The organism is Dialister pneumosintes (assembly GCF_001717505.1).
Lineage (GTDB): Bacteria > Bacillota > Negativicutes > Veillonellales > Dialisteraceae > Allisonella > Allisonella pneumosinta.
The window spans coordinates 24,402-51,355 of the sequence record NZ_CP017037.1 but is presented as its reverse complement, the minus strand read 5'-3'; the positions used below and the strand labels follow the sequence as shown (position 1 = coordinate 51,355).

Genomic DNA, 26,954 nt, shown 5'->3' with positions numbered 1-26,954 from the left:
TAAAAAAGAACACGTTGAAACGTGTTCTTTTTTATTATTCAAATTACAACATCATTCAATAACTAAGAGCAAATCTCCTGATTCAATCGGATTACCGGCTAACGCATGAATCTCAACAACTGTACCATCTATCGGTGCGGTAATAGTAGTTTCCATCTTCATAGCTTCTGTTACAATAATCGGATCCCCTTTTGTTACCTTATCTCCCTTACCAACTAAAAGTTTTACAACTTTTCCGGAAAGGGTTGCACCGATTTCTCCGGGAATATCCGGATTTGCTTTCTTGATTTCAATAGAAGAATCTTCTACATGGTTATCATGTACCCTAATTTCACGAGGCATACCGTTTAATTCAAATTGAACAATACGATCTCCATTTTCATCCGCACGAGTAATATTCTCTAAACGAATGAGCAACATCTTCCCTTCTTCAATCATAACTCGAATTTCTTCTCCCGGTTTCATACCGAAAAAGAAGGTAGGAGTATCAAGTACTGATAAATCGCCAAACTTCTTGTATCTCTTAATATAATTTTCAAAAACTTGCGGATAGATACAATAAGAAGAAATGTTATTTTCATTAATCGGAATTTCTTTCCTATCCATATCTACAATCATCTTGTTGATATCTATTTCAACAGGTTTTCTATCCAAGTTCGGTTCGCGACCTCTTAAAATGATTTTCTGCAATACTTCCGGGAAACCGCCATAAGGCACCCCTAATTTACCATCGAAGAAATCTACTACTGAAATTGGGAAATCAATGGTATCTCCACGGTCATAAATATCATCTTCCGTAAGATTATTTTGTACCATGAACAATGCCATATCACCCACTACTTTAGAAGACGGAGTTACTTTAATAATATCTCCAAACATCATATTTACTTGATGATACATATCACAAACTTCAAGCCATCTATCTCCAAGTCCTACTGCAGTAGCCTGCTGGCGAAGATTCGAATATTGTCCGCCGGGCATTTCATGCTCATATACAGTAGTATTTGGATAAGTCATTCTGGCATCTACACCTGCATAGTAAGGACGTATAGCTTGCCAGTAGCGATCAATCTTTTCCAATTCATGAATATTAAATGACATCTGGCGTGGATTATTTTGTAATGCATAATACATTGCCGTTAATGAGGGTTGACTTGTACCGCCAGATAAAGCAGTAGTTGCCAAATCAATAATATCTACCCCTGCATTCACGGCATTAGCATAAGTATAAAGCATGGTACCGCTACCGGAATGACTATGCAAATGAATTGGTAAATCCACCGCATCTTTCAATGTAGATACTAAAGCAGTAGCGGCCTCCGGTTTTAAAAGTCCCGCCATATCTTTGATAGCAATAATATTAGCACCTGCTTTTTCCATATCCTTCGCCAAATTTGCATAATATTGCAAAGAATATTTCTGTCTGTTCGGATCTAAAATATCACCGGTATAGCAAATGGTTGCTTCCGCTAATTTATTCAATTTTCTTACTTCATCGATGGTAACTTCCATATGTGACAATTGATTTAAACAATCAAAAACACGGAATACATCAATACCGTTAGCTGCTGCACGTCCAATAAACTGGCGAACTACATTTTCCGGATAATTAGTATAACCTACTGTATTAGCACCACGAGTCAACATCTGGAATAAGATATTAGGCGCTTCACCTCGCATCTCACGCAAACGTCTCCAAGGACTTTCATCCAAGAATCGATAAGCTACATCAAAAGTAGCCCCGCCCCAGTTTTCAAAAGCATACATATTAGGAACATGGCATGCTGTATAATGAATTGCCTGCATAATATCATGTGTTCTTAAACGAGTAGCCAACAAAGACTGATGTGCATCACGATAAGTAGTATCCATAACTAAAACTTCGTTTTGTTCTTGAATCCACTTAGCAAATTTTTCAGGTCCGAGCTCTTCTAATAGCTGTCTGGTTCCTGCAGGAGTTTTTAAATGAGAGGCATCCAATACAGGTGGAGTTTCAAAATCCGGTTTATCTTGATGTCCTGCATTCGCATATCCATTGATAGTAATATCGCCAATATAGTCAAGTAAACGCGTTCCACGATCTCCTACAATATTAGGATCTACCAGCAACTCCGGATGACGGTCAATGTAATTTACATCACATAACCCTTTTTGGAAATCTTCTGTATGAAGAGCATTTTGAAGGAAGAAAATGTTTGTTTTTACACCGGAAATACGGAATTCATCTAAACAACGAAGCATTTTATTTACGGTACTAGTAGGTGTCAATGCATGTACAGTTACTTTTACCAATAAAGAGTCATAATGCGGAGTAATAACAGCTCCTGTATAAGCAGTTCCTGCATCCAAACGAACACCCGGACCACCGCCGGAACGATATGCAATTAACTTACCGGTATCCGGCATAAAGTTATTTGCAGGATCTTCTGTTGTGATACGACACTGTAAGGCTACACCTTTAAACCAAATATCTTCTTGTTTACCAATGCCTACCTCCGCATCATCAAGAGGATATCCTTCCGCAATCAAAATTTGTGTTCTTACAATATCTACGTCCGTAATCATTTCAGTCACGGTATGTTCTACTTGAATACGCGGATTTACTTCAATGAAATAGAAATCTTTTTCATTTTTATCGACCAAAAATTCTACCGTTCCTGCATTCAAATAGTTAACATTTTTCATCAATTTGACAGCTGCATCACATATATTTTGACGAAGTTCTTTAGGTAATGACCATGCAGGTGCCATTTCAATAACCTTTTGATGTCTACGCTGTATAGAACAATCACGTTCAAATAAATGAATAATATTTCCTTGCTCATCCCCTATGATCTGCACTTCAATATGCTTAGGATTCATGATACATTTTTCGAGATATACTTCTTCATCCCCAAAAGCCATTTTGGCTTCCGATTTAGCACGTTCAAAGGCAGATTCCAAGTCCTCCATACGATCTACCTGACGCATACCTCGTCCGCCACCGCCATTAACAGCCTTAATCATAATAGGAAGACCATATGTTTCCGCAAATTTTTTTACTTCTTCATAGGTAGATACCGGACCATCACTTCCCGGAATCATCGGTATTTCCGCTCTCTTAGCTTGAATACGAGCATTTACCTTATCTCCGAACATAATTAAATGTTCTACACGAGGTCCGATAAAAATAATTCCTTCTTCTTCACAACGTTTTGCCAAATCAGCATTTTCCGCCAAAAAACCATACCCGGGATGAATGGCATCCACATGATGTTCTTTAGCTACTCGAATAATATCTTCGACATCAAGATAAGCTCCGACAGCACCTTTACCTACACCTACAAGATATGCTTCATCTGCACGATTTCTATGTAAAGATAAAATATCTTCCTGAGAATAAACTGCTACCGTACGAATTCCTAATTCTTTACAGGCGCGGAATACACGGATAGCAATTTCTCCACGATTCGCTACTAAGATTTTATTTATTTTTTTCATAAAACTCCTCCTACGATGAGAATTCTTATAAATTCTCAGGATCAGCAAAACAGAACATAAAACCAAACTGCTTTCACTTGCTTATTCCTTATTTTACTTTTTACTATCTGTAAATTCAATAGCTTTATTACTTTTTTCTATACTTTATTGGTATTTAAGAGTTCTATTATTACTTTATTTAGACTCTAAAGAGTATACTTGTTTATATAAATAAACTTTATATCTACATTATTAAGCAATAACGTTTCTGTTTCAAACATAAAAATTTTATGTTATAGTAAATATAACTCAGACCTGACAGAGGTCATCCTATATTCTTAGAAAGAAGGCTTTTATGGGACTATTCAAAGACTTTAAAGACTTTGCAATGCGCGGAAATGTAATCGACATGGCAGTCGGTGTTGTTATAGGAGGTGCCTTTGCCAAAATCACATCCTCTTTAGTCACCAATATCCTTATGCCGCCTATCGGTGTGTTACTTGGCGGTGTCGATTTTTCCAATTTATTTATTAACTTAGGCAATATTCCTGTGCACACTTTAGCAGAAGCACAAGAGTACAATGTACCGGTCATTGCGTACGGTGTATTTATCAATACAATTATTGATTTCTTGATTATTGCATTTGCCATATTCATGGTTATTAGACAAATGAATAAGTTATTCCCGAAAGAGCCTGCAGCTCCGGCAAAAGTAGTGAGACTTTGCCCTTTCTGCAAAGAAGCTGTCGCCGATGAAGCTACTCGTTGTCCGCATTGTACAGAAGAAATCCCTTCTAACCCAGTACAATCATAAAATAATAATAAAAAAGGAACCTGATATCCATGTATCAGGTTCCTTTTTTATTGACACAATTTTAAACCACAACCTCTATTATATAGCAGCTTTCCACAATCCATGTAAATTGCAATATTCATACGCAGCAATTAATGTATCTCCTTCCATCAAGTGAAAGGACGCTGTCGGTGTCATATCCGGAGTCAGATGCTTAATCTGAAAACCTTCTTTAGTTTCAATAGCAATCCACATAATATAATGCGCATCTGTCATCGGATGAATAACATCTCCTACCGTAACAGTCACTTCATAACCTGCATTTTCAATAACAGGAACATGCTTTTCTCTAGCTGCATCTACTGTATTAGCAGTCAATTCTTCTACTGCACCTTTATGAGGCGGTACGCCCAACTTACTTACAACAATAGTAATTTCATCTTGATCATTTGAACGATAAAATTTCATGATTATACTCCTCTGTTCAATACATTATTCAATAATATCCTTGTGCTTTTATTATATCATGCTTAGCATGTAAACAAAACATATGTTCACAATATTAGACAAATAAAAAATCTTGCCGCTAAGCAAGATGGTGCGAGCGGGGGGACTCGAACCCCCATGCCAGAGGCGTCAGATCCTAAATCTGGTGCGTATACCAATTTCGCCACGCTCGCATAAATAAATCATTGCTATATTATATCGATTAATAGTATTCCGGTCAAGAAAACTTTTGAATCTGTTCCTATTAAAAAGCACTCTTTTTATTTCAAAAAGAATGCTTTTATTAAGTGTGTTAAAAGGTATTTATTACTTCTTCTTGAATTTGCTCCCAAGAAAAAATTATCCACGGGCTTATCTTATCCGTTAAAAGTCTTCGAATACTACTTTTAAGAACTTGCCGCCCTAATATGTTATTAATGCATTCTCCATCCATAAACGCTTTACCAAAACTTTCCCAGGAATAAACGTTATCATTACATACAATACCTCTTATATACTCTTTACAACATTTTTCATAATCTGCAAAAGAAATAAATCCCACCTCTACAGAAGAAGTAATCATATATATTTTTATAGCCAGCAAAAATACCGCATGTACATCATTTTCACCATCTACGGATTCACTTATGCTATCTAAAGCTTCTTTTACACTATAAGCATCTTTAATTTTAAAGTCTCTATAGAGTATACTTTTAAAACTTTCTTTTTCATCCTCTGACAGCATGCCGAAGTTAAATAACCGCAAAACAGTTCCTTTAGTCAGCACATCTCTAAAAGGGCAACTAAAAGCGATTGCTATATTTTCAACACTGGGATTTCCTAAAGATAATATTTGCTTTTCCTGTTCTTCTTCCTGTTTCTTTTCTTCTGCCAATTCTTCATTAGCCTCTGCAATACCTTCTTGAATAGCTTCTTTTATTTCTTTAAAAAATTTAAACATCTTCATCTCCTTATTTTTATACATTAAAAAGTAAATTGAACTTGCTATATTCTATTTCCATAACCTTTTTTCTATAGCAGCTACGATAAGTGCAGATAATAAAGTGCCACCCGCAGTACTAATAAAAAAAGGGATAACAAAACTAAATATAGCAGCTTTATTAGATGCTAAAATAAATACCGCTACCGGATATGCCGTAATGCCACCCAAAATAGAAGTCCCTATGATTTCACCCATATAAGCAGCTATATTTTTACGTGTATATTTATATAAAAGCCCTGCTAATAAAGCCCCAAACATACTGCCAGGAAAAGCAAATAGTGTTCCCATTCCTAATACATTGCGAATCAAAGATGATAAAAAAGCTTGTATCAACGCATACCAAGGTCCAAGCAAAATGGCAGATAACACATTTATAACATGCTGTACAGGTGCACATTTAGCACCTAATATTGGAAAAGAAAAAGTAGACCCCAGTACAGCAATTGCAATAAATAAAGCCGTAGTTATCAACTTTTTATTCGAATCCATTTCATAATCAGAATGTTTTAATAATTTTTTCATGTATTATCCTCTTTCTATAAATACATATTAACAACACAAGCACGAATAAAGCAAAAGCCTTATTCGTGCTTGTATATCATTCCATTATTCAGAAACAACAGAAAGTTGAATGGTACTTTTTACTTGCGGGTGTACCCATACATTCACTTCATATTCCCCTACCGTTTTTATTGGTTGTTCCAACATAATTTTCTTCTTATCAAAATCAAACTTATATTGTTCCTTAAGAGCTGCTGCAATATCACGAGCGGTTACACTGCCAAAGACTTTCCCATCTTCTCCGGTCTGTACTTTAATAACCACTTTTACTTTCTTCAGTTGAGAAGCCATAATAACCGCTTCATCTGCTGCTACTTTAGATTTAAATTCTTTAGATTCTTGACGTTGCTTAGCAGTGTTCAAATTAGCTTTAGTACCTTCTACTGCAAGACCTTTCCTAATTAACACATTACGTCCATACCCATCTGCTACTTCAATAACATCTCCACGATTCCCTAATTTCTTTACATCCTGCAATAATACTACTTTCATATGTTATTCCTCCTTAGTTTGTTTACGAACTTCTTCTATAATTTTTTGTGTAGCATATTCCACAGTAACATCTCCTGTAAGTCGAGCCCCCGATACTGTCATATGTCCTCCACCACCAAGTGCTTCCATAATTAATTGAACATTAATAGAACCGTCACTTCTTGCGGAAACATTAACTACCCCTGCTTCTTGATGATAAAAGAGGAAACTGGCTCGGATACCTTCAACAGAAACTAAATAATCTGCTACCTGACCTGCAACAATCTGAGGTTGTTGTGTACCTTCGGGACATTCTGCAAAAACAATATGATCGTCCACGGTTTTAAGATGTGCCATAATTTCAGACTTAATTTTGACAGTTTCCACATTAACAGAAAACATATCCCGAACAAGTTTTGTATCGGCACCACTTCTACGAAGATAGCTAGCAACATCAAAAGTTCTAACACTGGTTTGTACAGAAAAATTTTTAGTATCTACTACTAAACCGGCATATAAACAAGATGCTTCAATCGGTAATAATTCTTTTTCTCCACCATAGTACTGAATCAATTCACTTACCAACTCAGACGCAGATGATGAAGAAGGTTCCATATAAGTAAGAAGTGTAGGAGTAATAATTGACGGATTTCTTCTATGGTGATCAATAATTACACGCTTTTTAGCTAATGCAAGCAACTCAGGAGCCGCCACTACTGCCGGTACATGTGTATCAACCACAAAAAGTACACTCTTGTCAGTCAATAATTCTATAGCTTCTTTTTCTGTTATTAACAACGAATGCAGCTCTGAATCTTCACGAAGAACTTTAATCATCTTCATAGAAGTTTCTTCATAAGGAGAAAGAACTACATAAACAGGTTTTCCTGAAACTTTAGCTAAATGTGTAACCCCGATAGAGGCTCCAATAGCATCAAAATCTTCATGTCCATGCCCCATAACAAAAACACGATCAGCTTCTTGCATAATTTCACGAAGAGCCTGTGCTACTACACGCACACGCACACGTGTAGAACTTACAGAAGTAGGTGCACGACCGCCAAAAGATTTTATATCTTTGCCAATACGTACTATGGCTTGGTCACCGCCACGTCCTAAAGCTAAGTCCAATGCCATTTGTGCTGACTCAAATTGTTTAGCAAAAGTAGTATCACTTTCTACAATCCCAATTGAAATGGTAACGGGAATACGATTCACCGTATGAATAGAACGCACCTTATCCAAAATGCTGAAGTTTTCATCCATTAACTTAGATAAAGATTCCCTAGATAAACAAATGACGAACTCAGACACTCCATATCGTTTGATAAATGCATCATATGCAGCAAATTCCGATAAGACAGCTTCGTCTACATCAGAAAGTAAATTCGATTTTTCTACATCTGTCATATTTTGCGTTGCTTCAGAAATATTATCCACACGAAGTAGTCCGAACACCGGCATCGCAGCTTCACTGGCTTGTATAGCTAATGCCATATCCGTTCTATCAATAAGATAGAACACCATAAAAGAAGATCCGTCTTCTTTAGTTGGAGAAATAAATTTATAAAACACACGGTAATAACTTTCTTCATAATTAAAGTCATACCATCCGGTTTTCCCCCAAATCTTAGAAATCCGAACATTTGTAAAGATATCTTTAAAATGATTCTTTTCGCCAAGCTCTGCATTAAGCCATGAGCGAAAAACACCATTTGCCCATACAAACTTTCGATTTTCATCAATCATCGCAATTCCAAGCGGTAAATTTTTTACTGCGTAGATAGTCCCTGCCTCTACACCTGCTGAAAGTTCATCTAAATAAGCAAGTAAAATTCTTTCTTGCTTATAATCATTTCTTTCAATAATTATTCCAAGTCCGGCAATAACAATAGCAGTTAACACCCCTAACATCCAGTTCTGTAATGCAAGAGTAATTAACAGAATTACCAGTATTATAAAAAATATTTTTTCGTTTTTCTTATATATCCATATATCACTAAGCATACTCTTCACCTCAGAAACATTTCCGCTCACAAAAGTAGTCTTATGTTTCAAATTTCATTCTCAACTATCTTCTTATTATACACGAAAAGTATTCTTGTTTTCATCTATTCCCTTATTCTAAAGAACAAAGAATCAGCTTACTGTATGAGTATTTTTTAATTTTTCAGCCTTCTTTCGATATCCAGTTATCATATCCCAAGCGCCGGCACCTGCGACAATAAATTGTATTAACGGTAATATAAAACTCCCAATAACTATAGGCCAACGCCAAGTCCTCCATGTAGGTTTATAATAAGTAGCCCACCAGAGAACCGATAAACCTTGCAACCACATAATCCACATACATAAGAGAGAAATATTAAGTATAACTGACTCATAATCAACTCTCCAGATCCCTATGCTTTGAAAAAGTATCTTGCCAAGTATAACTGCTATATATGTATAGACAATAAAAGGTGAAAACTGCCAACTATAAAAAGGTGAAAAATAAGGAATATTCGAAATTCCTAATTTATTAAAAATCTTTCTACAAAGCCACATCGGGGCGAAAGCTTGAAATACAGCCACTAAAAAGAAAGAGAAAGGCAATGCTTTAACTATTAAGTTTAAAGTTTCATTGACCTGTATTTTTACCATTTCCAAATCAGATCCACTATATACACCGGTAAGTATAGTATCTATTTCTTGATTTAATTCCGGAGGTATATTCCCCAAAAATATAGATAAATCGGCTCCGGTAAATAATGATGCTATGGCAAATTGTGCTATTAGTGTTCCTGCCGACACTATAACTGATAACCATAAAGTTTTAACAGCACTATACTTTTTCTGATAGCAAAACCCCAGCATAAGTCCTAATAAACAAAAAGTAGCACTGGCAAAAGCTACAGATAAAATATCAAAGAGTATGCTATCCAGCAATAAAACGGTGACACTAACCAACCATCCCCACTTCATTCCGAATCGCAAACATACATAAGCAATGGGAATCGGTACAATCAAAAACGCTATGATAGATAAAACAGGCAAGTACAATCCGATTACAGAAAATATAATAGCAATAGCGCTACACATGGCCGCGGTAACTAACGTCGTTGCCGGTGATATCTTTCTTTCAAAATTTTGAAACATATATAGCCTCTCAACAACCCTTTATAAACATATAAAATAAGAGTTGCCTTCTTAACGAAAAGCAACTCTATCCTTTATTATTTGACTTCTTGAATAATCGGTAAAATCATAGGACGGCGTTTTGTCTTTTCATAGAAATATCTTCCCAGAGTATCTCTAATTTGTGTTTTAATAGCTGCCCAATCTGACGTCCCGTCAGATGTAATTCGTTCTAATAAAATATCAAGCTTTTTACTTGCGCCTGCCATCAAATCTTCGCTATCTCGAACGTATACAAAGCCTCGAGATACCATATCCGGACCTGCAACAATATTATTGGTATCACTTTCTAGTGCTAAAACCACAATAACCATGCCGTCATTAGAAAGTTGCTGACGATCACGAATAACAATATTACCTACATCGCCCACTCCCAGCCCGTCTACATAAACAGGACCTGCTACCACCTTACCTGCAATCTTGCAACTACGATTACTTAATTCAAAGACGGTACCATTTTCGCCAATAAGCACGTTGTCACGTTTAACACCCATTTCAACCGCTAATTCCTTATGACTGCATAGCATACGATATTCGCCATGTACCGGAATAAAGAATTTTGGTTTTACCAAAGAAAGCATAGTCTTTAAATCTTCCTGTGCACCATGTCCCGACACGTGTACACGTGCATTTTCACTGGAAACAACATGTGCCCCAAGTTTCATTAATGCATCTATAGTTTTTCCTACACCGATTTCATTACCCGGAATTGGTGATGCAGAAATGATAACCGTATCTCCTGCATGTACCTGTACTTGCCTATGACTACCGGTTGCCATACGAGAAAGACCTGCCATAGGCTCTCCCTGACTCCCTGTTGTCAGTACACAAATTTGATCATCACGATAACGCGATAACTCTTCCGGTTCAATTAATGTGCCTTCCGGCAGTTTTAAATAACCTAATTCACTGGCTATAGCAAAAACTTTAACCATAGAACGCCCAAAAACACATATTTTTCTCTTAAATGCAACCGCTGCATCTACTGCCATTTGCAAACGGGACACATTAGATGCAAAAGTAGCTAAAATAATACGTCCTCTCGCTTTACTAAACTCTGTCATAAGAGAACCGGATATAACAGACTCCGACAAAGTAGATCCCGGTCTAGTAGAATTAGTCGAGTCTGCTAAAAGACAAAGTACTCCTTTATGCCCCAATTCCGCTAAACGATAAATGTCCATTTCTTCCCCATCAACAGGAGTTTTGTCAAATTTAAAATCACCGGTATGAACAACGGTACCTACCGGTGTCTTAAAGGAAATTCCACAAGAACCGGGTATGGAATGGCAAACATGGAAAAATCCTACTTTAAAAGAACCAAGACGGAACTCATCTCCCGGTTGTACCACATTTAAATTCCCTTGAATTCCTGCTTCTTCTAACTTGCCTGCAATTAATCCACAAGTTAATTTGGTAGCATATACAGGAACATTAATTTCTCTTAAAAGATAAGATAAAGAGCCGATATGATCCTCATGTCCATGCGTAATAACAATAGCTTTTACTTTATCTTTATTTTCAATAAGATAGGTAAAATCCGGAATTACAATATCAATACCAAGTAAATCTTCCTCCGGGAAAGCAAGACCTGCATCTAAAACAATAATTTCATCATCATATTGGAATACAGTCATGTTCTTTCCAATTTCACCCAGTCCACCCAATGGAATAATTTGTAATTTAGCTTTAGGTATTCTGGTTCTACCTTTAGATACATGTTTTCCGGTATTTTTAATTTCTTTTTTTTCATTTTTCACAAGAGAATGAACTGCCTTTGCATCTAATTTCCCTGAATGCTTTGTTGTTCTTTTCGTTTTATTAGCTGTTTTAGTTTGTACTTTTGCATTGCCTTTATTGTTGTTTCTTGTGTTATTCTTTACCGGCATTGTTCTTCTTGTTCTATGCACCGGTTTTGCTCTATTTGAGCTCGTTGTTTCTGTTATAGTTTTGTTGGTTTCTTTAACCAAAATATCCCTCCATAAATAATCCCAATACGGCAATAAAAAGATAATATCCATCTCACGACCGTCCCTGATACTATCTATCATTTATTGCTTCATGGTAAAAAATAAATATCCGCTCATTGTCGTTGCTTTATTATATCATAAAACCACTGCAAAATATGCAGTGGTTCTTATTATTCACAAAGCAGTTGTTATTCTTTCATAAATGATTAAGTAATTTTAAATCGTTTATAAATCTCCATAAACAATTCTTGTGCTAAATAAGAATAGCTGAATGCATTGATGATAAAAACAACACCTAACATACATATGCCTGCGATAGAAAACACTGCTTTATTAGGATCCGGATCATAACCTAAAAGAAAAGACATGGGTTTCCATATCCATTGTAAAAAAACGACGAGTCGTTCGATAATCGAAGATAAAGCATCTGCAATCCCCAGCACATATATAGACACTACAATCTTATAAGTCATCTCTACTATATAAGCTAATGCAGTTATACATAAAATTTGTCCACGCGACCATTTTTTTCTTACACCATAACCAAGTGCCATACCTAACACACCTGCATAAACAGCAGTCGTAATTCCTATTTCCGGTCCCCCCAACACGGTAACTAGAATGATAGATGCAATAGAAGTTCCTATCCCCCATCTTATCCCCTGTCGTGAAGTAATTAATGCAATAGGCGCAGGACCTGCAATCATGGTTACAAATACTAAAAACGGTATGAGTAACTTCAATAATACCAATATAGCTGTAATAGCTGTAGCAACTGCTGCTTGTGTCATATACTTAGTGCGTCTTACCGTTTCATTCATAGTGTTCCCTCTTGAAAAGTAGCAACCAACTTTTCTTTTTCTTTTTTCTTCCAATTTTTAATCTGTGCTTCTAAACTTCTTGCATCATGTTCAGTCAAGAATTCTTGATACCAAACCAAATGCACAGGTCGTCTTGCACGTGTATACTTAGCACCTTTGCCTTGATTATGTATCTGCAAACGATGTAATAAATCTGTAGTAAATCCTGTGTATAAAGAGTTATCTTTACATCTTACCATATAGGTATAATATTTTTTCAAGTTCTTTTGTACCTCGCTAATTATTTATTAACTATAGCATAAAAGAATCTCTTCATCTATTGATGAATAAAATAAAAATGTCGAACTTAATATGCCGACACTTGTTATGTTATAAATTACAGTTCCGTTAAGAATTCTTCAAAAGCAATTCCTTGTGCAGGTGGAAGATTTAACGTTTCCGTATAAGCCAGTGCTTTACCAATAAAATCAACCGCTTTTCTTACAGAAGTTGTTAACGAATCCCCTCTAACAATACTTCCGGTAATGATTCCGGTAAAAACATCCCCTGTGCCGCTACGTTCTCCACCTATTTTTTTAGTCCCTATAAAAGAACTCTCTTCCCCTTTTTCATATACAAAATTACCTATTTTTTCCTCACGAGAAATACCCGTAATAATAACTTGTTTCGGTCCTTTATCAGCAAGTGCTTGTGCAATCTTTTCCAACCTTTCCATAGTTATTTCTTCCTCACTTAAATAAGGAATATCTAAAAGATAACTGGCTTCTGTAAGATTGGGCGTAATCACATCCGCTAAGGGAACTAAATGTTTCATTTCTTCCGAAAGTTCCTTTGTATAAGAAGCATATAACTTACCCCAATCTCCCATAACAGGATCTACAATAACTACGGTTTCATCAGTACTAAAATCTTGTATGAATTTTTTAACAATCGCTACTTGTTCTTTAGAACCTAAAAATCCTGTAGAAATCCCATCAAAAGTAACTTGATGTTTTCTCCAATTCTCAATATAAGGCTCCATAATATGTGTTTGATCTTGTATATAAGGAAAAGGAAATGCTGTATGAACAGATAATAAAGCGGTAGGCAGTGGACATGCTTCTACTTTTAAAGCAGAAACTATAGGCAACTCCACCGTCATAGAACAACGTCCAAATCCGGTAATATCATTCACTAAAGCAACTCGTTTTTGTCTTTTCATCACTAAACCCCATAACTTATAAAAAGAAGAAAGAGGCGGCATTTGCCACCCCTTTTATTCACTTCACATTATTCTCTTGTGTAATGTGCACGAATACCACCAATAAGTGGTGGTCTGGTCTTAGCCCCCATAACCAGTGCATGACCTATACGATTATGTGTTAAATGTATGGGTACCGCCACTCTCTTAAGATGCATACCAATCATAGTTAAACCAATATCAAGTCCCCCGTCCGCTTCTACTTGTTCAACTACTACCGGATCATCAAAGTGATAAAAAGCATTGGTCGAAAAAGCTCCACCGGCATGAAGCCACGGAACTACACTTACTTCTTTTAAGCGAAAACGCTCCATAGTAGCCCTTTCTACCACCAGTGCACGATTCAAATGTTCACAACACTGAAATGCCAATTCCAAGTGCTCAACTTCTGCCATTTTCATTAATGCTTTTACTACAGCGGTGCCAATCTCATTCTGACTATCTTTTCCAATACGTCCACCGTGAATTTCACTGGACGAGCCCCCAATAACGATGAGACTCCCCGGTCTAAAATTTGCAGTATCAATAAGTTCTCTAAAAGATCTGACTGCTTCATTAGCTACTTCTTCGTACATAATACCCCTTCCCTTCTTACACAAAAGCAAATCACTGCCTGCTTTTACGATAGATTAAATATTCTATTATGTTATTATTGTACTCCAAATTAATGTTTACTTCAAAAGTTGTGCAAAACCCGCCTTATTTAATAAGGCACCTACAGCATACGCTGCCACTAAATTTACAGCACCTTCAGCAATAAGTCCCGGTGTAGAACTGAGCCCCGCTTCCAAACCGCCATACAGAATCGCCCCTGCTACAGTATATCCTACCACTAAACATATAGCCGATAACGAAAAACCCATTAAAGTACGTAAAGACCAGAACGGTGCATCGACTGCCGCACTTCTCCCCATACAATATTTAATAATAAGTGTAGGAACAATCCAAAGCGGATATCCACCAATAAAATCTGCCATAGCAGATCCCAAAGCAGATGCTATCGCCCCTTTCTTTTTTCCACCATAGTAACCGGCAAGCATAATAGCAGCATCACCAAGATGTGCATATCCCAAAGGAATAGGTATACTCGGTACTACTGTCATCACAAAAATAATAGCGGAAAATAACGCAACTATACATATATCTTTAACGGAATACTTTGCTTGCATAAATACGCTCCTTACAATAAATCTTAATAAAAGTAAAATTTCCTTTCCTATCATACTTCAACTTTGGATATTATATAATATCCAAAAAAATATTTTTTAGTATATCCAAAAAACCTTTTTGGTATAATCATAACAAATTATTATTTTGGGTATACCTACAAAATAACATAAGGGATATCACATTTGCTAAGCTATATTTTGCATGATATAATTGGCTTCCAATGCTATAAACTCAAATCATATTTTCATAAAAACATAACCAGTTATGATTCTCATTTTTAAATAATTAATCGGCCATTCTAACTCTTTATGAAACTTATTTACAATATACAAAGAGGAGATTTTTATGCTTACATTCATCGCTACTTTCTCACTTATTTTCTTGTCTGAAATGGGTGATAAAACTCAATTTATTGCTATGATTTGTAGTGCTAAATACGGTTGGAAGAAAGTGATGACCGCTATTGTAATTGCAGTCACATCAAACCATTTATTAGCAGTCTTTTTGGGACAATGGATTACTCGATATATTTCACATACTATGCTTTCCGGTGGCGTATTTATTCTCTTCGGAATATCTTCTCTTTATGAAGAGCTTTATAAGTCTAAGGAAAATACCTTTCAAAGAAAGCTTTATAAATATAACATTATCTTTTTTCCTTGCAGAAATGGGTGACAAATCACAAATAAGTACTATTGCACTTGCTTCACAATACACTTCTTTGTTATCCGTATGGTTAGGTTCCACCCTAGCACTAATTGCTGCTGACAGTCTGGGAATCGCCTTAGGTCCGTTCTTAGAAAAGCATATCCGTGATAACCATATTGCTTATATATCTGCTTTCCTTTTTATTTTTTGTGGACTATACACTCTATACGAAACATTATTTTAAAGTTTATAATTTAATAAAATCCAATAAAGTACTTTTCTATGATAGTATAGAGGTACTTTATTTTTATATAAAAACAGTTAAAGGACATATTTATGAATATTGATATTTCATCTCATTTTACATACAAAAAACTTTTTCGATTTGTACTTCCTTCCATTGGAACTATGGTCTTTTTATCTACTTACAGTATTGTCGACGCTTTATTTATCTCCAATTATGTAGGAGATACAGCCTTTGCCTCTATCAATTTAATTTTTCCTGCTTTGATGATCTTCGGTTGCCTAGGTTCTATGCTTGGATCCGGTGGTAGTGCTTTGATAGGAAAAAAACTTGGTGAGGGACATACTGCAGAAGCACGCGGCATATTCAGTGCTATTATTATCGGTTCTTTTTTATCGGGAATTGTATTGTCGATTGGTGCTTATTTTTTTATTCCGTTTTTAACCTCTCTAATGGGTGCTTGGGGCGAAATGCAAAAAAACAGTATCCTCTATGGGCAACTTATACTACTTTCTTTCCCTTTACACTTACTACAACGCATATTTCATTCTTTAGTTATTACCGCCGGTAAACCTTCTCTTGGACTATACACTAATATCATTTCAGGTGTTTCTAATATTATCTTCGATTTTATCTTAATTGCCTGCTTTAATATGGGAATCACCGGTGCAGCACTTGCTACTGTAATTGCAGAAATTATTGGTGGTCTTATTCCGGTTGTTTATTTTTTCTATAATAAAACCGGATCTCTTTTTATTACACAACCACGTTGGGATATCCATGATTTTACAAAAATATGTACCAATGGATTATCCCCCTTACTGACCAATCTGTCAATGTCAATAGTCATCATCGTTTATAACTATCAATTATTACATTTTCTAGGTCAAAATGGAGTAGCCGCTTTCGGAATCATTATGTACACCTCTTTCGTTTTAGAATCCGCTAATATCGGCTATGCAATGGGCACAGCACCTATTGTAAGTTATAACTATGGAGCCCAAAATCATTCGGAATTACAAAATATATTTAAAAAGAGTCTTTTTTTCTATGGAATCACAGGAGGCATCATCACAATTCTGTCTTTTCCGATGGCTCCATTTTTAGCTCATATTTTTGTGGGATATAATCCTGAATTATATCAACTGACTATTCATGGGTTTTATCTTTACTGCTTATCCTTTATAACTAGCGGATTCAATATTTATGCCTCTTCCTTTTTTACAGCGCTCAATAACGGACTTATCTCTGCTACACTTTCGACTTGCCGTTCCGTATTGTTTGAACTAATTGCTATTACTGTATTACCTATATTTTGGGGTGCCGAAGGAATTTGGCTTTCTGCAACTATTTCTAATTTAGCAGCATTTATTATCGCAATATACTTTTGGATACACTATCGAGAAAAATATCATTATATATAAATCCCACATGCAAAAAGACTTACTCCTAATAATAAGAGTAAGTCTTTTTATATACGTTTTTATTGGTAGAGTACATGCGTCTTATAAAAATGATTACCTGTCAAATACTCATAACACGCATCTACGATGTAGTACATATGCGATTTAAAAGGAATAGCTTTACGTATAGAACCCACGTTACTGCTCCAAGAGGTAAACTGTACCTCTCCATGACTATCGATAGTTTCTATATAATCTACTTTATACATAGCCACAGAAATATGATTATCATAAAAAACAGTAAAATGAGTATTCTCTATCTCTCTATTTTCTCTAAGAACCGATAAAATATCAAAACTGATGACAAAAGAATCATTTGCAGTCGATGTTTCTTTTTTTATCGTAGCTTTATCTAAATAAAAATATCCTACGATATTATCTTCTAATAAAATATAGCGAGATGCATCTTCATAAAAAGCAGCCTGTGTAATTTCGCATACACTAAAGCATAGTATAATAAGCCATAAAAATATCTTTTTCATATATAGCTATTTCAACTTAATCACAACATAGCGATAAGGTGTTTCTCCCTCGCTATCCGTACTAATTAAGCGGTCCTCTTTCAGTGCCATATGAATAATCCTACGTTCGCCGGCAGACATCGGCTCTAAACGTACCGGCTGTCCTGTACGTTTAGCTTTAGCTGCACAACGTGCTGCTAAATTTTCTAAAGTTTGTCTACGACGTTCTCTATAATTTTCAATATCAAGCATAACAAAATAATTATGATGATATAACTTACCTGCAGCCAAATTAGTTAAATATTGCAATGCTTCCAATGTTTGTCCACGCTTTCCAATTAAAAGACCTAGACGTTCCCCATGAAGAGTAAGCAATATATGTTCCTTAGACAACATTTTTTCAATAGTTATATCTATATCCATAGCATGGAAAACATTCATTAAGAAGGTACGTGCTGCTTCTGCTGTTTCATTTTGCTCTTCTGCTGAAAAAGCAAATTCTTCACGCTTATGCCGAACCGGTATTTGTTCTTCCGTTTCTACAACGGTGTCCACATGCTCTTCTATCTCTTCCATTTCGGTATCCGGTTCAGTTGATACTTCCGGTCCGACCGTCACTTCTATACCTTGAATTTTTTCCCCGGGAAGTATTTCCTTTTTTTTGATAGCATCTATACGATGAAAAGCTTCGCTCACTACTCTAGCAGCCTCTTCTGAAATACTGTTTACCGCATCTTCCGGAACAGACACTTCTACTACTGCTTGCTTTTTGCGAAGCAAACCAAACAAACCGCTTGAAGGCTCCTCAATGATACGTACAACAGCTTGTTCACGAGTTGCATCTAATTCTTGCAAGCCTTGTGCTATCGCTTCTTCTACACTCTTAGCTGTAATTCTTACCGTTTTCATTGGTATCACTCCTTTAATTAATCCTCAGTACTTTTTACATCTCTTTCTGTTTTTACAATCTCCTTAGACATCTATTTTTTCTTATCTGCTTCTTCAGAACGAACTGTTACCACGCCCTTCTTATTTCTGGATTCATTATTTATCACAGAACGAAGTCCTTTATCTTGATGAAAAACAATGGTCTGCTGTACAAATTGGAATAAGTTACTTACTACCCAATAAATAACTAGTCCACTAGGAAAATTAATAGAAATATACCCAATAAACAAAGGCATGAAATAAGTCATTACTTTTTGTGAGCCTTCTACATTTTTAGGCTGTGTTTGTGAAGAAATTGCCCAAGTAGTTAAAGCAGATAATACCGGCAATATATAAGTGGGATCTTTATCGGCTAAACTGGATAACCAAAGAAAACTCTGATGTGCTTCTTCATAATGAAAACTTTGTAATGCATAAAATATAGAGATTAAAAATGGCATTTGAATTAACAAAGGTAAACAACCTGCCAATGGAGAAATATTATGTTCTCTATAAAGTTTTTGCATTTCCATTGACAGCTTAGTTCTATCATTTTTATATTTCCTTTGTAAAGCCTGAATCTTAGGTTGAATTTCTTGCATACCTTTCATCGACTTAATTTGTTTAAGTGCAAGAGGTAGCAGCATAAATTTAATTGCTAATGTCAACATAATAATGGCTATTCCGTAGCTTGGATAGCCAAAAGATTCTGTCATATTGTAAAAAAATTGAACGGCACTTGCCATCAATCCGGCTAACCATCCAACAAATGTACTAAGTACGGGGATCTGAAAATTACTCATAAAATCTCCTCGTGCGGCCTTAATTTCATCCGCGCATAAATAATTTTTGTCTAAATTTCAACAAAAATCGGTGAATTAATTTTTATCACCATAACAATAAATGCATTTCATGTAGCAAAAAAACAGCAGCTTACGGAACCGGATCATATCCACCTTTATGAAAAGGATGGCATTTCAAAATCCTCTTAATCGCAAGCCAGCTGCCTTTTATTGCTCCATATTTTTTAATTGCTTCCAGTGCATATTCGCTACATGTCGGTACAAACCGACAACATGGCATTTTTAATGGCGAAATAAATTGACGATAAAAACGAATTATCAATGTTAATATACCGCTCATCATCTTTTATTCTCCATCAGCCCGGCTTTGCGCCATAATGCCAAAATGGCTTTTTCCGCTTCATAAAAAGAAGCTCTTGTTAAAAAAGAGCCGGCGAGCATTATAAGTTCATAGCCGGAAACAAGTTCATGCCGATGAAGACGGTACACTTCCTTCATCAAACGTTTGGCACGATTTCTTGCAAAAGCATGACCAATATGTTTAGTAGCTACAAAGCCAATACGGACAGGCTTATTTTTTGCTTTCGCCACATACATAAGCGCTGCTCGGTTACTAAACCTTTTACCACGAGAGTATATTTTTCTATACTCCCTGCTTTGCCGGATACGAAAAGAACGATCAAGCGTGTACCGCCTATCTTCTTTCCGCTCTTCTAAATTAAGCACTTAATACTTTTCTACCCTTAGCTCTTCTTCTTTTGAGCACAATACGACCAGCACGAGTCTTCATACGTGCACGGAATCCATGGGTACGTTTGCGCCAAAGATTATTTGGTTGATACGTCATCTTACCTTTTGCCATGCTTAACACCTCCTTGCTTATGTCATGGCTGTGGTGTTTCTACATACACCGTAACAGACTAATTATATTAAAATAATCTGCGACTGTCAACGAATCTCACTTCTCTAAAACTATAAAAGATAAGAGAGCGTTTGCAAAGAATTTTTTCTTATTTTATTTAATAGTTAAAATCCGGATTGATCACGCAAACAATCACCATTATATTTTGTCAATAGGTTCTCTATCAGCTAGCAACGATGCCAATTTATATAACTCTGCATTAAATTCTTTGGTATGACCTTCTATCTCTTCATAAGGAGTAAAAACTACTTGGTTTTTTATAACGCCTACCATATGATGTACCCATTCCTGTTTAAACAAATACTCTACCGCTTTTGCTCCAAATAAACTGCCTAATAAAGAATCTCGAGAACTTGGTTCTCCACCACGTTGTATATACCCCAAATTAGTAACACAAACATCAATATTTGTATGTTCTTTTAACCAAGTTGCCAATTCCGGTCCATGTGCTGCCCCTTCTGCACAAATGATAATACTATTAGTACGTTTTAATTTCATTTGTGATAATAAGCTATGTGCCAATGCATCTTTCCGGTAAGGTATTTCCGGTACTAAAATATATTCCGCCCCGGAAGAGAGTCCCGCTGCCAACGCAATATGACCTGAATGCCTCCCCATAACTTCAATAATAGCTGCACGATTATGAGAAGCTGCCGTGTCTCTTATTTTACGTACAGCATAAAGTACCGTATTAACTGCCGTATCAAATCCGATGGTTTCTTCTGTTCCTGCCATATCATTATCAATAGTAGCCGGAATTGTTATAGTGGGAATTCCTTGTCTAGATAAAGCAGCTGCCCCTTTCAAGGAACCATCGCCACCAATCACAATCACACCATCAACATGACGTGCCTTTAAAATACCGACAGCCTTCTTTTGTATAGAGTCACTGGTAAACAGAGCACATCGAGCCGTCTTTAAAATAGTACCTCCCCGATGAATAATTCCACCTGCCATAAAAGAAGTCATATTTATAAACTCTTCTTCCAAAAGACCTTGATAACCTTGATAGACTCCACATACTTCCAGATTCAAAAATATTGCCATACGAAGTATACCTCGTATAGCAGCATTCATTCCGGGAGCATCCCCACCACTTGTTAATATGGCAATCTTCTTCATAATACTTCCCCCCTTATATAAATTAGATAAAATATTTATTATATTTTACCATGCAAAATATTTTCTTTTAAACACTAAAAAAAGAGGTGTATTCCCTCCCTTTTTAATGACTTCTTTTGTGTCTATGCAATTTCGACTTTCCATGTCTATGTTCTACATGATTATGCTTTTGTTTCATAAACTTAATATGATGACGATCCATAAAACGAGCTACCATCAGTGCAGATTGCTCAGGATGTTTACACGTAGTATTAATCACAAGATCAGCACGTTTTGTCCATTTAACCCACTTACGACTCATTCTTCTAACAAAACCGTCCACATCATTATAATCCATAGTGGGTCTTTTCCCTATTCGTCGCTTTACACGTTCTACTAAACGATAAGAATTCGCATACATTAAAACTATCAATCCATGCTTTTTCAATAATTGAAATTTTTGTTCTGTCATAGGATAGTTTCCACCAACGGCAATAACAGCTTCATGAAAAAATCTTACACGACGGATAATTTCCAATTCTTTCCTTTGAAATTCTTCCGCCCCTACTTTTCTCCAATAGTCTGCCATTTTCATACCGGTTTCTTTTTCCATAATGCGGTCTGTATCAGCCAATTGCCAATCTAATCCATCAGCTAAAATCCGCGCCGCTCTACTTTTACCCGTTCCCATCGGTCCGATAAGAACTATATTTCTCTTCTTCATATATACCTCGGCTGCGGAATGTCCTAAGTTCTCCCGTAATTAAAAGTGCACTCTGTTTACGTGCTATTTGAAGAATTATAAAGGACGCCCCCTTATATTTGTCTTTCATTATATCAAAAGATGTTAATAGCTGTATGTAACTTCCTTTTAACAAAATTTTTTCTTTATAAATAATTCCGGTACTCCTTATTTCTTCTTCCAACTCTTCCCTTTCTAAAATAATCATTCCTGCTTCTTTAAATGCACTTGCAGTAGATATATCATTTGTTTTCCCCCATAAAGGAATTTTGCCTTTTTCATGTTTTGTATCCCATAGCAAAAGAGCTTCCTGTTCTTTATACATTCCTTTTACTTTATTATCTATCAGTAATCCGGATATATAAAATAAAGTACTGATAATAAATGCACCTAAGCTAATCATGACAAACCATTTATTATGAATACGCCTTATTTCCCCCATATATTCCCCTATCAAACTTGTTTTCACATCACATCCCCCGATGATTATCTTCATTGGGTATATACACCATACGAAACATAAATAAAGGATTCTGCTCCTTGTGAACAATCGATTCTATCCTTATATGACCTTCCCAAATATCTTCTAAGTTTTGCGCAAATTGTTTTATTTCCTCATCAGAAGTTGCACTACCTTCCAATTTTATAGATGCATCTTCTACAACAAGCGAAGAAAGAACTATATTCTGTTTTACAACATCTGATAAAAAAATTAACTTCTTTTGCCAATGTCCATTTTCTTTTTCTTGCAAAGTAAGCTCCTCTGCCAATTCTTGCATTTTTTTATTCCGTGCTTTCCACAATAGATACTCTTCATAAAGTGGTTGTAACTGTACAGTTTTATTTTTAACACCAATCCACCGTATTTCTTGATAAGAAAAATATACACCACTCAAAAAAACAAAAATAACTGATAAAAAACATATTCCTTTTAAAAAGAGCTCAAGCAATACCAATTGTTCATTATTTCTTAATCCCCGATGGGTTAAATTCATCTCACCATAAGGCATACAACGAACTATTTCCATAACTAATTTTTTCCAATAATTTTTTGCTGCCCAAGAAATTTCTTTTATATTAAAAACAGTAAATCCATGTAATTTTAATAACTCTATCCATTTTTTTGCTACCTGTATACCTTCCGCATATGGAAAAAAATAAATTTCTTTATTTATATAATTCATCTTTATTTTGTTCATGATAAAGTTTACATTCTCAGATTCTTGATCAAATAAAGAAAGACTGTATGTAGCTGCTTTACTTTGACCATCCCAACTTACCAATCGACCTTCTTTATTTCCACCCAATAAAAGAATTTTAGGTGCTTGTGCAGCTTCTATTAAAAAAATCGACTACTGTTCCAATTTTGCTGATTATTTTTCCTGCTTTTTTAGCTGCGTTTACAATCATATCTACATAATCCTTAGGTATAGCAGAAACAATCACTTCATAACCTTCTGCATTTTGAGACAAAATACGATAAGAAGATTCTATGGGTGTGTTCCCAAACAATCGATCTTCTTCCCAATATAAAGTCTCTGATAATTCTTCTTCTGTCATATAAGGATATTTACGAATTTTTATTTTTTCAGAGGAAGTAGTTGCTATCCACCATAAATAATTATTTGTAAATCCATCTTTTTTAGCACGACAAAAAACCTCTTCTAAAGAGGTTTCATCTACTGTTTCCAACCTATATTCTTTTTGTTTTACAAATCGTCCTTCCTGCATAGTACACATAAAAAGTGTATCCCCTAATAAAATGGCAATTTCATATACTCTTCTTTTTTGAAGAACACTCTTACCCCTATTAATTACGTTCTTCAAAAGATTTTTACTTCGTACTTTCCACTCCTCTAATACGCTTTCCATCGTGATGCCCCTATTTTATTTACAATCACTTGATTCCCCTTATGATTTGCTTGACATGTACACTCCAACCGCACAAATCTTTCTATATAATTTGTTTTTATCGTTCCTCTTGACACAATAACTTCTTTATCATCTGTATCTTTAAATTCCACATGATAAGAAATATGTTCTTTATCCCATTCATATATGGATGTGTGAGGTTTACCATATTTGTGTAAAAAAGCCAATCCCCATTGTGCTCCGGATTCCGCTGCATATACCGCCCGTAAACCTTCTTCATAAGCAATAACAGCACTTGCAAACCGTAATGTATAATGCAGCAATCCACCAATAATAACCAAAACTCCTGATAAAGTAATTAAAAGAAAAAGTGTTATCGATCCGTTTCTTTTCCCCATATCTTTCCCTTTTTATAATATTCTACATAAGGGAAAATAGCCGTATGTACATCTCTTTTAAACGTTCCTTCTTTATCACCAAAAATAGCTGAAATTTCTACAAGTCCTTTAGGATATGTATGAAAAAAAGAAGTAGATTCTACAAAGGTAGGTGATTCTATACCGCCGACACCTCCTATAAGCGGCTGTGTCCTACCGTTATAAAGCTTAACATCTACTTTTCCATAATGATAAAGAAATGTATATTTCTTATTTTCCCCTGTCCCCAATTGTTCATAATAATTAAAAGTATTTGAATACTTTTCTTCATAACTTTTCTTTGAATAGAGTGTATTTCTAATTTTTTCTACCATAAAATCCACAGCAAAAAGAGAGCCGGAGGTATCTTCTATCCGCCGTGATAAATGATAAGCTGCTTGCATAGTAGTTGTTATAAAAGGAGTCATTGCTACTATAAAAATAGAAATAATCCCTAAACTTACCAACCATTCAAAAGCAATGATTCCCTTTCTTTGAATCATATCCCTATCAGCAAACTTTTTATATAGCCAAAATTCTGAATAATCGGTGCTAACGTGATAACAAATAAAACAATCCAAAAGATCGTCTTTTTAATTTGATTTTCACGAGTTAAGGTTTTGCTTACATACTTACTATTCTGTACTCTTTTACTCAATGTTCTCTTTGACATTTTATGCTCCTTATAAATGTACGGAAGTATTATCTATCCAAGTAGAAAATTCAGTACTTTTTCCTTCCCTATCAGTAATTGTAACCTTTACACGTAAAAGTGTAACACCTTCTATTTCTTCCGGACTTTTACAAACTTCTACATAAAAAGGTTTTTCATTTCTTATAATAACATCTTCCGGTAAATATATTTGTTCACCGGTTGTTATTTCATACTTTATTTTTTCCATTACTTCTTGTGCAAGAAGAGTTCTATCCCATCTATTTTCCGCCTGTTCTTGCCATATAAAAACAGTTAATAACATAACTGTAATTCCTACCGTGATTGTCAATAGTAAAAAAATACCGACTTCACACCAAACAAGTAAAAAACCTTCTCGTTTATTCTTCATACACCCCTCAATACTCTTTGATAATTTGAATTCTTCCTGTGTACATGGCACAAACAACACGAATTCCGTATTTATGTTCTTTAGAAAACAATCTATAAGTGTATATGCGACTTCTTCCTGCAAAAGCATCTCGCTTAAATACCATAGCAGGAGCCGTCCCATTAGAAGCAAGAGCAATACCTTTTGGCAATCGCCCTTTAGGATATATCACTCTGCTCCCTTTTTCCACTTGATATACCACATATCCATCTTTCATAAAACATCGAAAAATCAATCCTTCTGCATAATGACGCATATCACTTCTTTCATTTTTAGATGTTATTTGTGTTTCTCTTATAGCTTGTGCTAACTCTCCGGCTGCCAACTCTAATGTTCTCTTTTCATACCAACAGGATAACCTAGGAATAGTACATGTCATTAAGATTCCAATAATAGATAATACGACCAACCACTCAAAGAGCAAAAATCCATGTCGTTTATAAAATAGATGCATACCAAAGAATAATTTCTTTTCCCCAAACATAAGCAATTATCCCCCCAAGTGACAAAAAAGGGACAAATGGAGTTTTCTCTTGTTTACCGCGTATCAACGTAATCCCTATGCTTATAACCCCTCCGATAGCAAAGGAGCTCCACAAGAACAATAAAACTTCCAGTGGTGCTAACCAAGAGCTAATAGCAAAAGAAATAAGAACATCTCCTATTCCTACAGCCTCTTTTTTCCATATAAAAATTAAACTCCAAAAAGTAGATAATATACCATACGATATTAATAGAGTATAAAAAGAATGTTTAACAAATAAAATTCCGGAAATAAATATAAGAACACTCCATACATCTGATACCATCAAATTTTGCCAATCTTCCCAAGAGGGAAACCTCAATAAAATTAAAAGAAAAATATTCCGAACATATTCCTTCCATCCTACCAATAACAAGAATCCCGTACATAGAATACTAATAGCACCAAAACAAGGGACACCATATCGAGGATCTCCTAATCGTTTTCCTTTGCTAATTAAAGACATATTTCCTCCACACTAAAATGCGGTATGCCAAAAGCTACCGCATCTCAATTCCCATTATTTATATCACATTAAAAACAGTTTTTATCGTATAGTTAACCATATAACTCGCAAC

At 35.4% G+C, this 26,954-nt stretch carries 35 protein-coding genes and 1 tRNA gene; 4 read left to right on the top strand and 32 right to left on the bottom strand.

Annotated features, from left to right (window positions below):
* Window positions 1-51: 51 nt before the first annotated feature.
* Window positions 52-3,480, bottom strand: a complete 3,429-nt coding sequence (locus BCB69_RS00275; RefSeq protein WP_069176687.1) for a pyruvate carboxylase — start codon at window positions 3,478-3,480, stop codon at window positions 52-54.
* A 334-nt stretch (window positions 3,481-3,814) separates the two neighbouring features.
* Between BCB69_RS00275 and mscL the strand changes: the two genes are divergently transcribed.
* On the top strand, window positions 3,815-4,273 hold the full coding sequence (gene mscL / locus BCB69_RS00270) for a large conductance mechanosensitive channel protein MscL (RefSeq protein WP_022513759.1): 459 nt from the start codon (window positions 3,815-3,817) through the stop codon (window positions 4,271-4,273).
* Window positions 4,274-4,351: 78 nt separating this feature from the next.
* On the opposite strand, the gene BCB69_RS00265 is transcribed toward mscL, so the two are convergent.
* From BCB69_RS00265 to BCB69_RS00205, 13 genes are all read right to left on the bottom strand, one after another.
* Complete coding sequence (locus tag BCB69_RS00265) at window positions 4,352-4,720, bottom strand: desulfoferrodoxin family protein (RefSeq protein ID WP_022513758.1); 369 nt, start codon at window positions 4,718-4,720, stop codon at window positions 4,352-4,354.
* Window positions 4,721-4,848: 128 nt separating this feature from the next.
* Window positions 4,849-4,932: transfer RNA gene (locus tag BCB69_RS00260), tRNA-Leu, on the bottom strand.
* A gap of 119 nt (window positions 4,933-5,051) precedes the next feature.
* Complete coding sequence (locus BCB69_RS00255; protein ID WP_022513757.1) at window positions 5,052-5,699, bottom strand: hypothetical protein; 648 nt, start codon at window positions 5,697-5,699, stop codon at window positions 5,052-5,054.
* A 51-nt stretch (window positions 5,700-5,750) separates the two neighbouring features.
* Entirely contained in the window at window positions 5,751-6,263 is a 513-nt protein-coding gene (gene thiW, locus BCB69_RS00250) for an energy coupling factor transporter S component ThiW (RefSeq protein ID WP_022513756.1), read from the bottom strand.
* An 84-nt stretch (window positions 6,264-6,347) separates the two neighbouring features.
* Entirely contained in the window at window positions 6,348-6,794 is a 447-nt protein-coding gene (rplI, locus tag BCB69_RS00245; protein WP_022513755.1) for a 50S ribosomal protein L9, read from the bottom strand.
* Window positions 6,795-6,797: 3 nt separating this feature from the next.
* The gene (locus BCB69_RS00240) at window positions 6,798-8,687 is read right to left on the bottom strand and encodes a DHH family phosphoesterase (RefSeq protein WP_236887189.1); all 1,890 of its coding nucleotides are present in this window, start codon (window positions 8,685-8,687) and stop codon (window positions 6,798-6,800) included.
* Between the two features lie 225 nt (window positions 8,688-8,912).
* Window positions 8,913-9,911 carry a YybS family protein gene (locus tag BCB69_RS00235; RefSeq protein WP_069176685.1) on the bottom strand — a complete coding sequence of 333 codons (999 nt, stop codon included), beginning with the start codon at window positions 9,909-9,911 and terminating at the stop codon, window positions 8,913-8,915.
* 77 nt (window positions 9,912-9,988) lie between these two features.
* Entirely contained in the window at window positions 9,989-11,587 is a 1,599-nt protein-coding gene (locus tag BCB69_RS00230) for a ribonuclease J (protein WP_236887214.1), read from the bottom strand.
* A 539-nt stretch (window positions 11,588-12,126) separates the two neighbouring features.
* The gene (locus BCB69_RS00225; RefSeq protein WP_069176684.1) at window positions 12,127-12,741 is read right to left on the bottom strand and encodes a DUF2232 domain-containing protein; all 615 of its coding nucleotides are present in this window, start codon (window positions 12,739-12,741) and stop codon (window positions 12,127-12,129) included.
* The gene (locus BCB69_RS00220; RefSeq protein ID WP_022513749.1) at window positions 12,738-13,001 is read right to left on the bottom strand and encodes a GIY-YIG nuclease family protein; all 264 of its coding nucleotides are present in this window, start codon (window positions 12,999-13,001) and stop codon (window positions 12,738-12,740) included. Before BCB69_RS00220 ends, BCB69_RS00225 begins: the two co-directional genes overlap by 4 nt.
* A gap of 116 nt (window positions 13,002-13,117) precedes the next feature.
* On the bottom strand, window positions 13,118-13,942 hold the full coding sequence (locus tag BCB69_RS00215; RefSeq protein ID WP_069177346.1) for a pyridoxamine kinase: 825 nt from the start codon (window positions 13,940-13,942) through the stop codon (window positions 13,118-13,120).
* 68 nt (window positions 13,943-14,010) lie between these two features.
* Window positions 14,011-14,556, bottom strand: coding sequence for a TIGR01440 family protein (locus BCB69_RS00210; protein WP_069176682.1), 546 nt, complete (start codon window positions 14,554-14,556; stop codon window positions 14,011-14,013).
* Window positions 14,557-14,652: 96 nt separating this feature from the next.
* Window positions 14,653-15,204 (bottom strand): ECF transporter S component, encoded by a 552-nt coding sequence (locus BCB69_RS00205; protein WP_236887188.1) that lies wholly within the window; start codon window positions 15,202-15,204, stop codon window positions 14,653-14,655.
* A gap of 292 nt (window positions 15,205-15,496) precedes the next feature.
* On the opposite strand from BCB69_RS00205, the gene BCB69_RS00200 reads away from it, so the two are divergent.
* The 3 genes from BCB69_RS00200 (at window position 15,497) to BCB69_RS00195 (ending at window position 17,467) form a co-directional block, all read left to right on the top strand.
* Entirely contained in the window at window positions 15,497-15,826 is a 330-nt protein-coding gene (locus BCB69_RS00200) for a TMEM165/GDT1 family protein (RefSeq protein ID WP_069176681.1), read from the top strand.
* Window positions 15,819-16,043: a TMEM165/GDT1 family protein gene (locus BCB69_RS06260; protein WP_159049956.1), complete on the top strand. Its 225-nt coding sequence runs from the start codon at window positions 15,819-15,821 to the stop codon at window positions 16,041-16,043. The genes BCB69_RS00200 and BCB69_RS06260 overlap by 8 nt, the downstream gene beginning before the upstream one ends.
* A gap of 92 nt (window positions 16,044-16,135) precedes the next feature.
* Window positions 16,136-17,467: an MATE family efflux transporter gene (locus BCB69_RS00195; RefSeq protein ID WP_069176680.1), complete on the top strand. Its 1,332-nt coding sequence runs from the start codon at window positions 16,136-16,138 to the stop codon at window positions 17,465-17,467.
* 59 nt (window positions 17,468-17,526) lie between these two features.
* Here BCB69_RS00195 and BCB69_RS00190 read toward each other — a convergent pair whose 3' ends face one another.
* The 18 genes from BCB69_RS00190 to BCB69_RS00115 all read right to left on the bottom strand — a co-directional run bounded on the left by BCB69_RS00190 (window position 17,527) and on the right by BCB69_RS00115 (window position 26,842).
* Window positions 17,527-17,988, bottom strand: a complete 462-nt coding sequence (locus BCB69_RS00190) for a hypothetical protein (protein ID WP_022513743.1) — start codon at window positions 17,986-17,988, stop codon at window positions 17,527-17,529.
* Between the two features lie 6 nt (window positions 17,989-17,994).
* Entirely contained in the window at window positions 17,995-18,876 is an 882-nt protein-coding gene (gene jag / locus BCB69_RS00185) for an RNA-binding cell elongation regulator Jag/EloR (RefSeq protein WP_022513742.1), read from the bottom strand.
* 71 nt (window positions 18,877-18,947) lie between these two features.
* A complete protein-coding gene (locus BCB69_RS00180) occupies window positions 18,948-19,697 on the bottom strand; it encodes a YidC/Oxa1 family membrane protein insertase (RefSeq protein ID WP_069176679.1) in 750 nt (249 codons plus the stop codon).
* 130 nt (window positions 19,698-19,827) lie between these two features.
* A complete protein-coding gene (gene yidD, locus BCB69_RS00175; RefSeq protein ID WP_069177345.1) occupies window positions 19,828-20,037 on the bottom strand; it encodes a membrane protein insertion efficiency factor YidD in 210 nt (69 codons plus the stop codon).
* On the bottom strand, window positions 20,037-20,423 hold the full coding sequence (rnpA, locus tag BCB69_RS00170; protein WP_069176678.1) for a ribonuclease P protein component: 387 nt from the start codon (window positions 20,421-20,423) through the stop codon (window positions 20,037-20,039). The genes yidD and rnpA overlap by 1 nt, the downstream gene beginning before the upstream one ends.
* Entirely contained in the window at window positions 20,416-20,559 is a 144-nt protein-coding gene (gene rpmH / locus BCB69_RS00165; RefSeq protein ID WP_022513738.1) for a 50S ribosomal protein L34, read from the bottom strand. The genes rnpA and rpmH overlap by 8 nt, the downstream gene beginning before the upstream one ends.
* A gap of 198 nt (window positions 20,560-20,757) precedes the next feature.
* Window positions 20,758-21,741: an ATP-dependent 6-phosphofructokinase gene (locus BCB69_RS00160; RefSeq protein WP_069176677.1), complete on the bottom strand. Its 984-nt coding sequence runs from the start codon at window positions 21,739-21,741 to the stop codon at window positions 20,758-20,760.
* A 103-nt stretch (window positions 21,742-21,844) separates the two neighbouring features.
* Complete coding sequence (locus BCB69_RS00155; protein WP_069176676.1) at window positions 21,845-22,444, bottom strand: shikimate kinase; 600 nt, start codon at window positions 22,442-22,444, stop codon at window positions 21,845-21,847.
* Window positions 22,398-22,904, bottom strand: a complete 507-nt coding sequence (locus tag BCB69_RS00150; RefSeq protein ID WP_022513021.1) for a hypothetical protein — start codon at window positions 22,902-22,904, stop codon at window positions 22,398-22,400. Before BCB69_RS00150 ends, BCB69_RS00155 begins: the two co-directional genes overlap by 47 nt.
* Before the next feature lie 28 nt (window positions 22,905-22,932).
* Window positions 22,933-23,745: a hypothetical protein gene (locus tag BCB69_RS00145; RefSeq protein WP_069176674.1), complete on the bottom strand. Its 813-nt coding sequence runs from the start codon at window positions 23,743-23,745 to the stop codon at window positions 22,933-22,935.
* Between the two features lie 34 nt (window positions 23,746-23,779).
* On the bottom strand, window positions 23,780-24,334 hold the full coding sequence (locus BCB69_RS00140) for a type IV pilus biogenesis protein PilM (protein WP_069176673.1): 555 nt from the start codon (window positions 24,332-24,334) through the stop codon (window positions 23,780-23,782).
* On the bottom strand, window positions 24,319-24,732 hold the full coding sequence (locus tag BCB69_RS00135; RefSeq protein ID WP_069176672.1) for a hypothetical protein: 414 nt from the start codon (window positions 24,730-24,732) through the stop codon (window positions 24,319-24,321). The genes BCB69_RS00140 and BCB69_RS00135 overlap by 16 nt, the downstream gene beginning before the upstream one ends.
* Window positions 24,708-25,253 carry a hypothetical protein gene (locus tag BCB69_RS00130; RefSeq protein ID WP_069176671.1) on the bottom strand — a complete coding sequence of 182 codons (546 nt, stop codon included), beginning with the start codon at window positions 25,251-25,253 and terminating at the stop codon, window positions 24,708-24,710. Before BCB69_RS00130 ends, BCB69_RS00135 begins: the two co-directional genes overlap by 25 nt.
* On the bottom strand, window positions 25,250-25,423 hold the full coding sequence (locus tag BCB69_RS06380; protein WP_022513025.1) for a hypothetical protein: 174 nt from the start codon (window positions 25,421-25,423) through the stop codon (window positions 25,250-25,252). The genes BCB69_RS00130 and BCB69_RS06380 overlap by 4 nt, the downstream gene beginning before the upstream one ends.
* 10 nt (window positions 25,424-25,433) lie before the next feature.
* Window positions 25,434-25,814, bottom strand: a complete 381-nt coding sequence (locus tag BCB69_RS00125) for a hypothetical protein (RefSeq protein WP_022513026.1) — start codon at window positions 25,812-25,814, stop codon at window positions 25,434-25,436.
* 7 nt (window positions 25,815-25,821) lie between these two features.
* Window positions 25,822-26,232, bottom strand: coding sequence for a hypothetical protein (locus tag BCB69_RS00120; protein ID WP_472322006.1), 411 nt, complete (start codon window positions 26,230-26,232; stop codon window positions 25,822-25,824).
* On the bottom strand, window positions 26,232-26,333 hold the full coding sequence (locus BCB69_RS06575) for a hypothetical protein (RefSeq protein ID WP_472322004.1): 102 nt from the start codon (window positions 26,331-26,333) through the stop codon (window positions 26,232-26,234). Before BCB69_RS06575 ends, BCB69_RS00120 begins: the two co-directional genes overlap by 1 nt.
* Entirely contained in the window at window positions 26,291-26,842 is a 552-nt protein-coding gene (locus BCB69_RS00115; RefSeq protein ID WP_069176669.1) for a prepilin peptidase, read from the bottom strand. Before BCB69_RS00115 ends, BCB69_RS06575 begins: the two co-directional genes overlap by 43 nt.
* Between the last annotated feature and the right edge of the window lie 112 nt (window positions 26,843-26,954).

Bases quoted from the DNA above. Each gene is read 5' to 3' on its own strand.
- BCB69_RS00150 (WP_022513021.1), bottom strand. From the start codon at position 22,904: ATGGGGGAAATAAGGCGTATTCATAATAAATGGTTTGTCATGATTAGC.
- BCB69_RS00255 (WP_022513757.1), bottom strand. From the start codon at position 5,699: ATGTTTAAATTTTTTAAAGAAATAAAAGAAGCTATTCAAGAAGGTATT.
- mscL (WP_022513759.1), top strand. From the start codon at position 3,815: ATGGGACTATTCAAAGACTTTAAAGACTTTGCAATGCGCGGAAATGTA.
- BCB69_RS00180 (WP_069176679.1), bottom strand. From the start codon at position 19,697: ATGAGTAATTTTCAGATCCCCGTACTTAGTACATTTGTTGGATGGTTA.
- BCB69_RS00160 (WP_069176677.1), bottom strand. From the start codon at position 21,741: ATGAAGAAGATTGCCATATTAACAAGTGGTGGGGATGCTCCCGGAATG.
- BCB69_RS00200 (WP_069176681.1), top strand. From the start codon at position 15,497: ATGCTTACATTCATCGCTACTTTCTCACTTATTTTCTTGTCTGAAATG.
- BCB69_RS06380 (WP_022513025.1), bottom strand. From the start codon at position 25,423: ATGTCAAAGAGAACATTGAGTAAAAGAGTACAGAATAGTAAGTATGTA.
- BCB69_RS00225 (WP_069176684.1), bottom strand. From the start codon at position 12,741: ATGAATGAAACGGTAAGACGCACTAAGTATATGACACAAGCAGCAGTT.
- BCB69_RS00240 (WP_236887189.1), bottom strand. From the start codon at position 8,687: ATGTTAGGGGTGTTAACTGCTATTGTTATTGCCGGACTTGGAATAATT.
- BCB69_RS00135 (WP_069176672.1), bottom strand. From the start codon at position 24,732: ATGGGGAAAAGAAACGGATCGATAACACTTTTTCTTTTAATTACTTTA.
- BCB69_RS00125 (WP_022513026.1), bottom strand. From the start codon at position 25,814: ATGAAGAATAAACGAGAAGGTTTTTTACTTGTTTGGTGTGAAGTCGGT.
- BCB69_RS00155 (WP_069176676.1), bottom strand. From the start codon at position 22,444: ATGAAGAAGAGAAATATAGTTCTTATCGGACCGATGGGAACGGGTAAA.
- BCB69_RS00140 (WP_069176673.1), bottom strand. From the start codon at position 24,334: ATGGAAAGCGTATTAGAGGAGTGGAAAGTACGAAGTAAAAATCTTTTG.
- rplI (WP_022513755.1), bottom strand. From the start codon at position 6,794: ATGAAAGTAGTATTATTGCAGGATGTAAAGAAATTAGGGAATCGTGGA.
- yidD (WP_069177345.1), bottom strand. From the start codon at position 20,037: ATGAGCGGTATATTAACATTGATAATTCGTTTTTATCGTCAATTTATT.
- rpmH (WP_022513738.1), bottom strand. From the start codon at position 20,559: ATGGCAAAAGGTAAGATGACGTATCAACCAAATAATCTTTGGCGCAAA.
- BCB69_RS00275 (WP_069176687.1), bottom strand. From the start codon at position 3,480: ATGAAAAAAATAAATAAAATCTTAGTAGCGAATCGTGGAGAAATTGCT.
- jag (WP_022513742.1), bottom strand. From the start codon at position 18,876: ATGAAAACGGTAAGAATTACAGCTAAGAGTGTAGAAGAAGCGATAGCA.
- BCB69_RS00195 (WP_069176680.1), top strand. From the start codon at position 16,136: ATGAATATTGATATTTCATCTCATTTTACATACAAAAAACTTTTTCGA.
- thiW (WP_022513756.1), bottom strand. From the start codon at position 6,263: ATGAAAAAATTATTAAAACATTCTGATTATGAAATGGATTCGAATAAA.
- BCB69_RS00215 (WP_069177346.1), bottom strand. From the start codon at position 13,942: ATGAAAAGACAAAAACGAGTTGCTTTAGTGAATGATATTACCGGATTT.
- BCB69_RS00120 (WP_472322006.1), bottom strand. From the start codon at position 26,232: ATGACATGTACTATTCCTAGGTTATCCTGTTGGTATGAAAAGAGAACA.
- BCB69_RS00115 (WP_069176669.1), bottom strand. From the start codon at position 26,842: ATGTCTTTAATTAGCAAAGGAAAACGATTAGGAGATCCTCGATATGGT.
- BCB69_RS00235 (WP_069176685.1), bottom strand. From the start codon at position 9,911: ATGTTTCAAAATTTTGAAAGAAAGATATCACCGGCAACGACGTTAGTT.
- BCB69_RS00265 (WP_022513758.1), bottom strand. From the start codon at position 4,720: ATGAAATTTTATCGTTCAAATGATCAAGATGAAATTACTATTGTTGTA.
- BCB69_RS00230 (WP_236887214.1), bottom strand. From the start codon at position 11,587: ATGACTGTATTCCAATATGATGATGAAATTATTGTTTTAGATGCAGGT.
- BCB69_RS00205 (WP_236887188.1), bottom strand. From the start codon at position 15,204: ATGATAGGAAAGGAAATTTTACTTTTATTAAGATTTATTGTAAGGAGC.
- BCB69_RS00210 (WP_069176682.1), bottom strand. From the start codon at position 14,556: ATGTACGAAGAAGTAGCTAATGAAGCAGTCAGATCTTTTAGAGAACTT.
- BCB69_RS00130 (WP_069176671.1), bottom strand. From the start codon at position 25,253: ATGATTCAAAGAAAGGGAATCATTGCTTTTGAATGGTTGGTAAGTTTA.
- BCB69_RS00190 (WP_022513743.1), bottom strand. From the start codon at position 17,988: ATGAAAAAGATATTTTTATGGCTTATTATACTATGCTTTAGTGTATGC.
- BCB69_RS06260 (WP_159049956.1), top strand. From the start codon at position 15,819: ATGGGTGACAAATCACAAATAAGTACTATTGCACTTGCTTCACAATAC.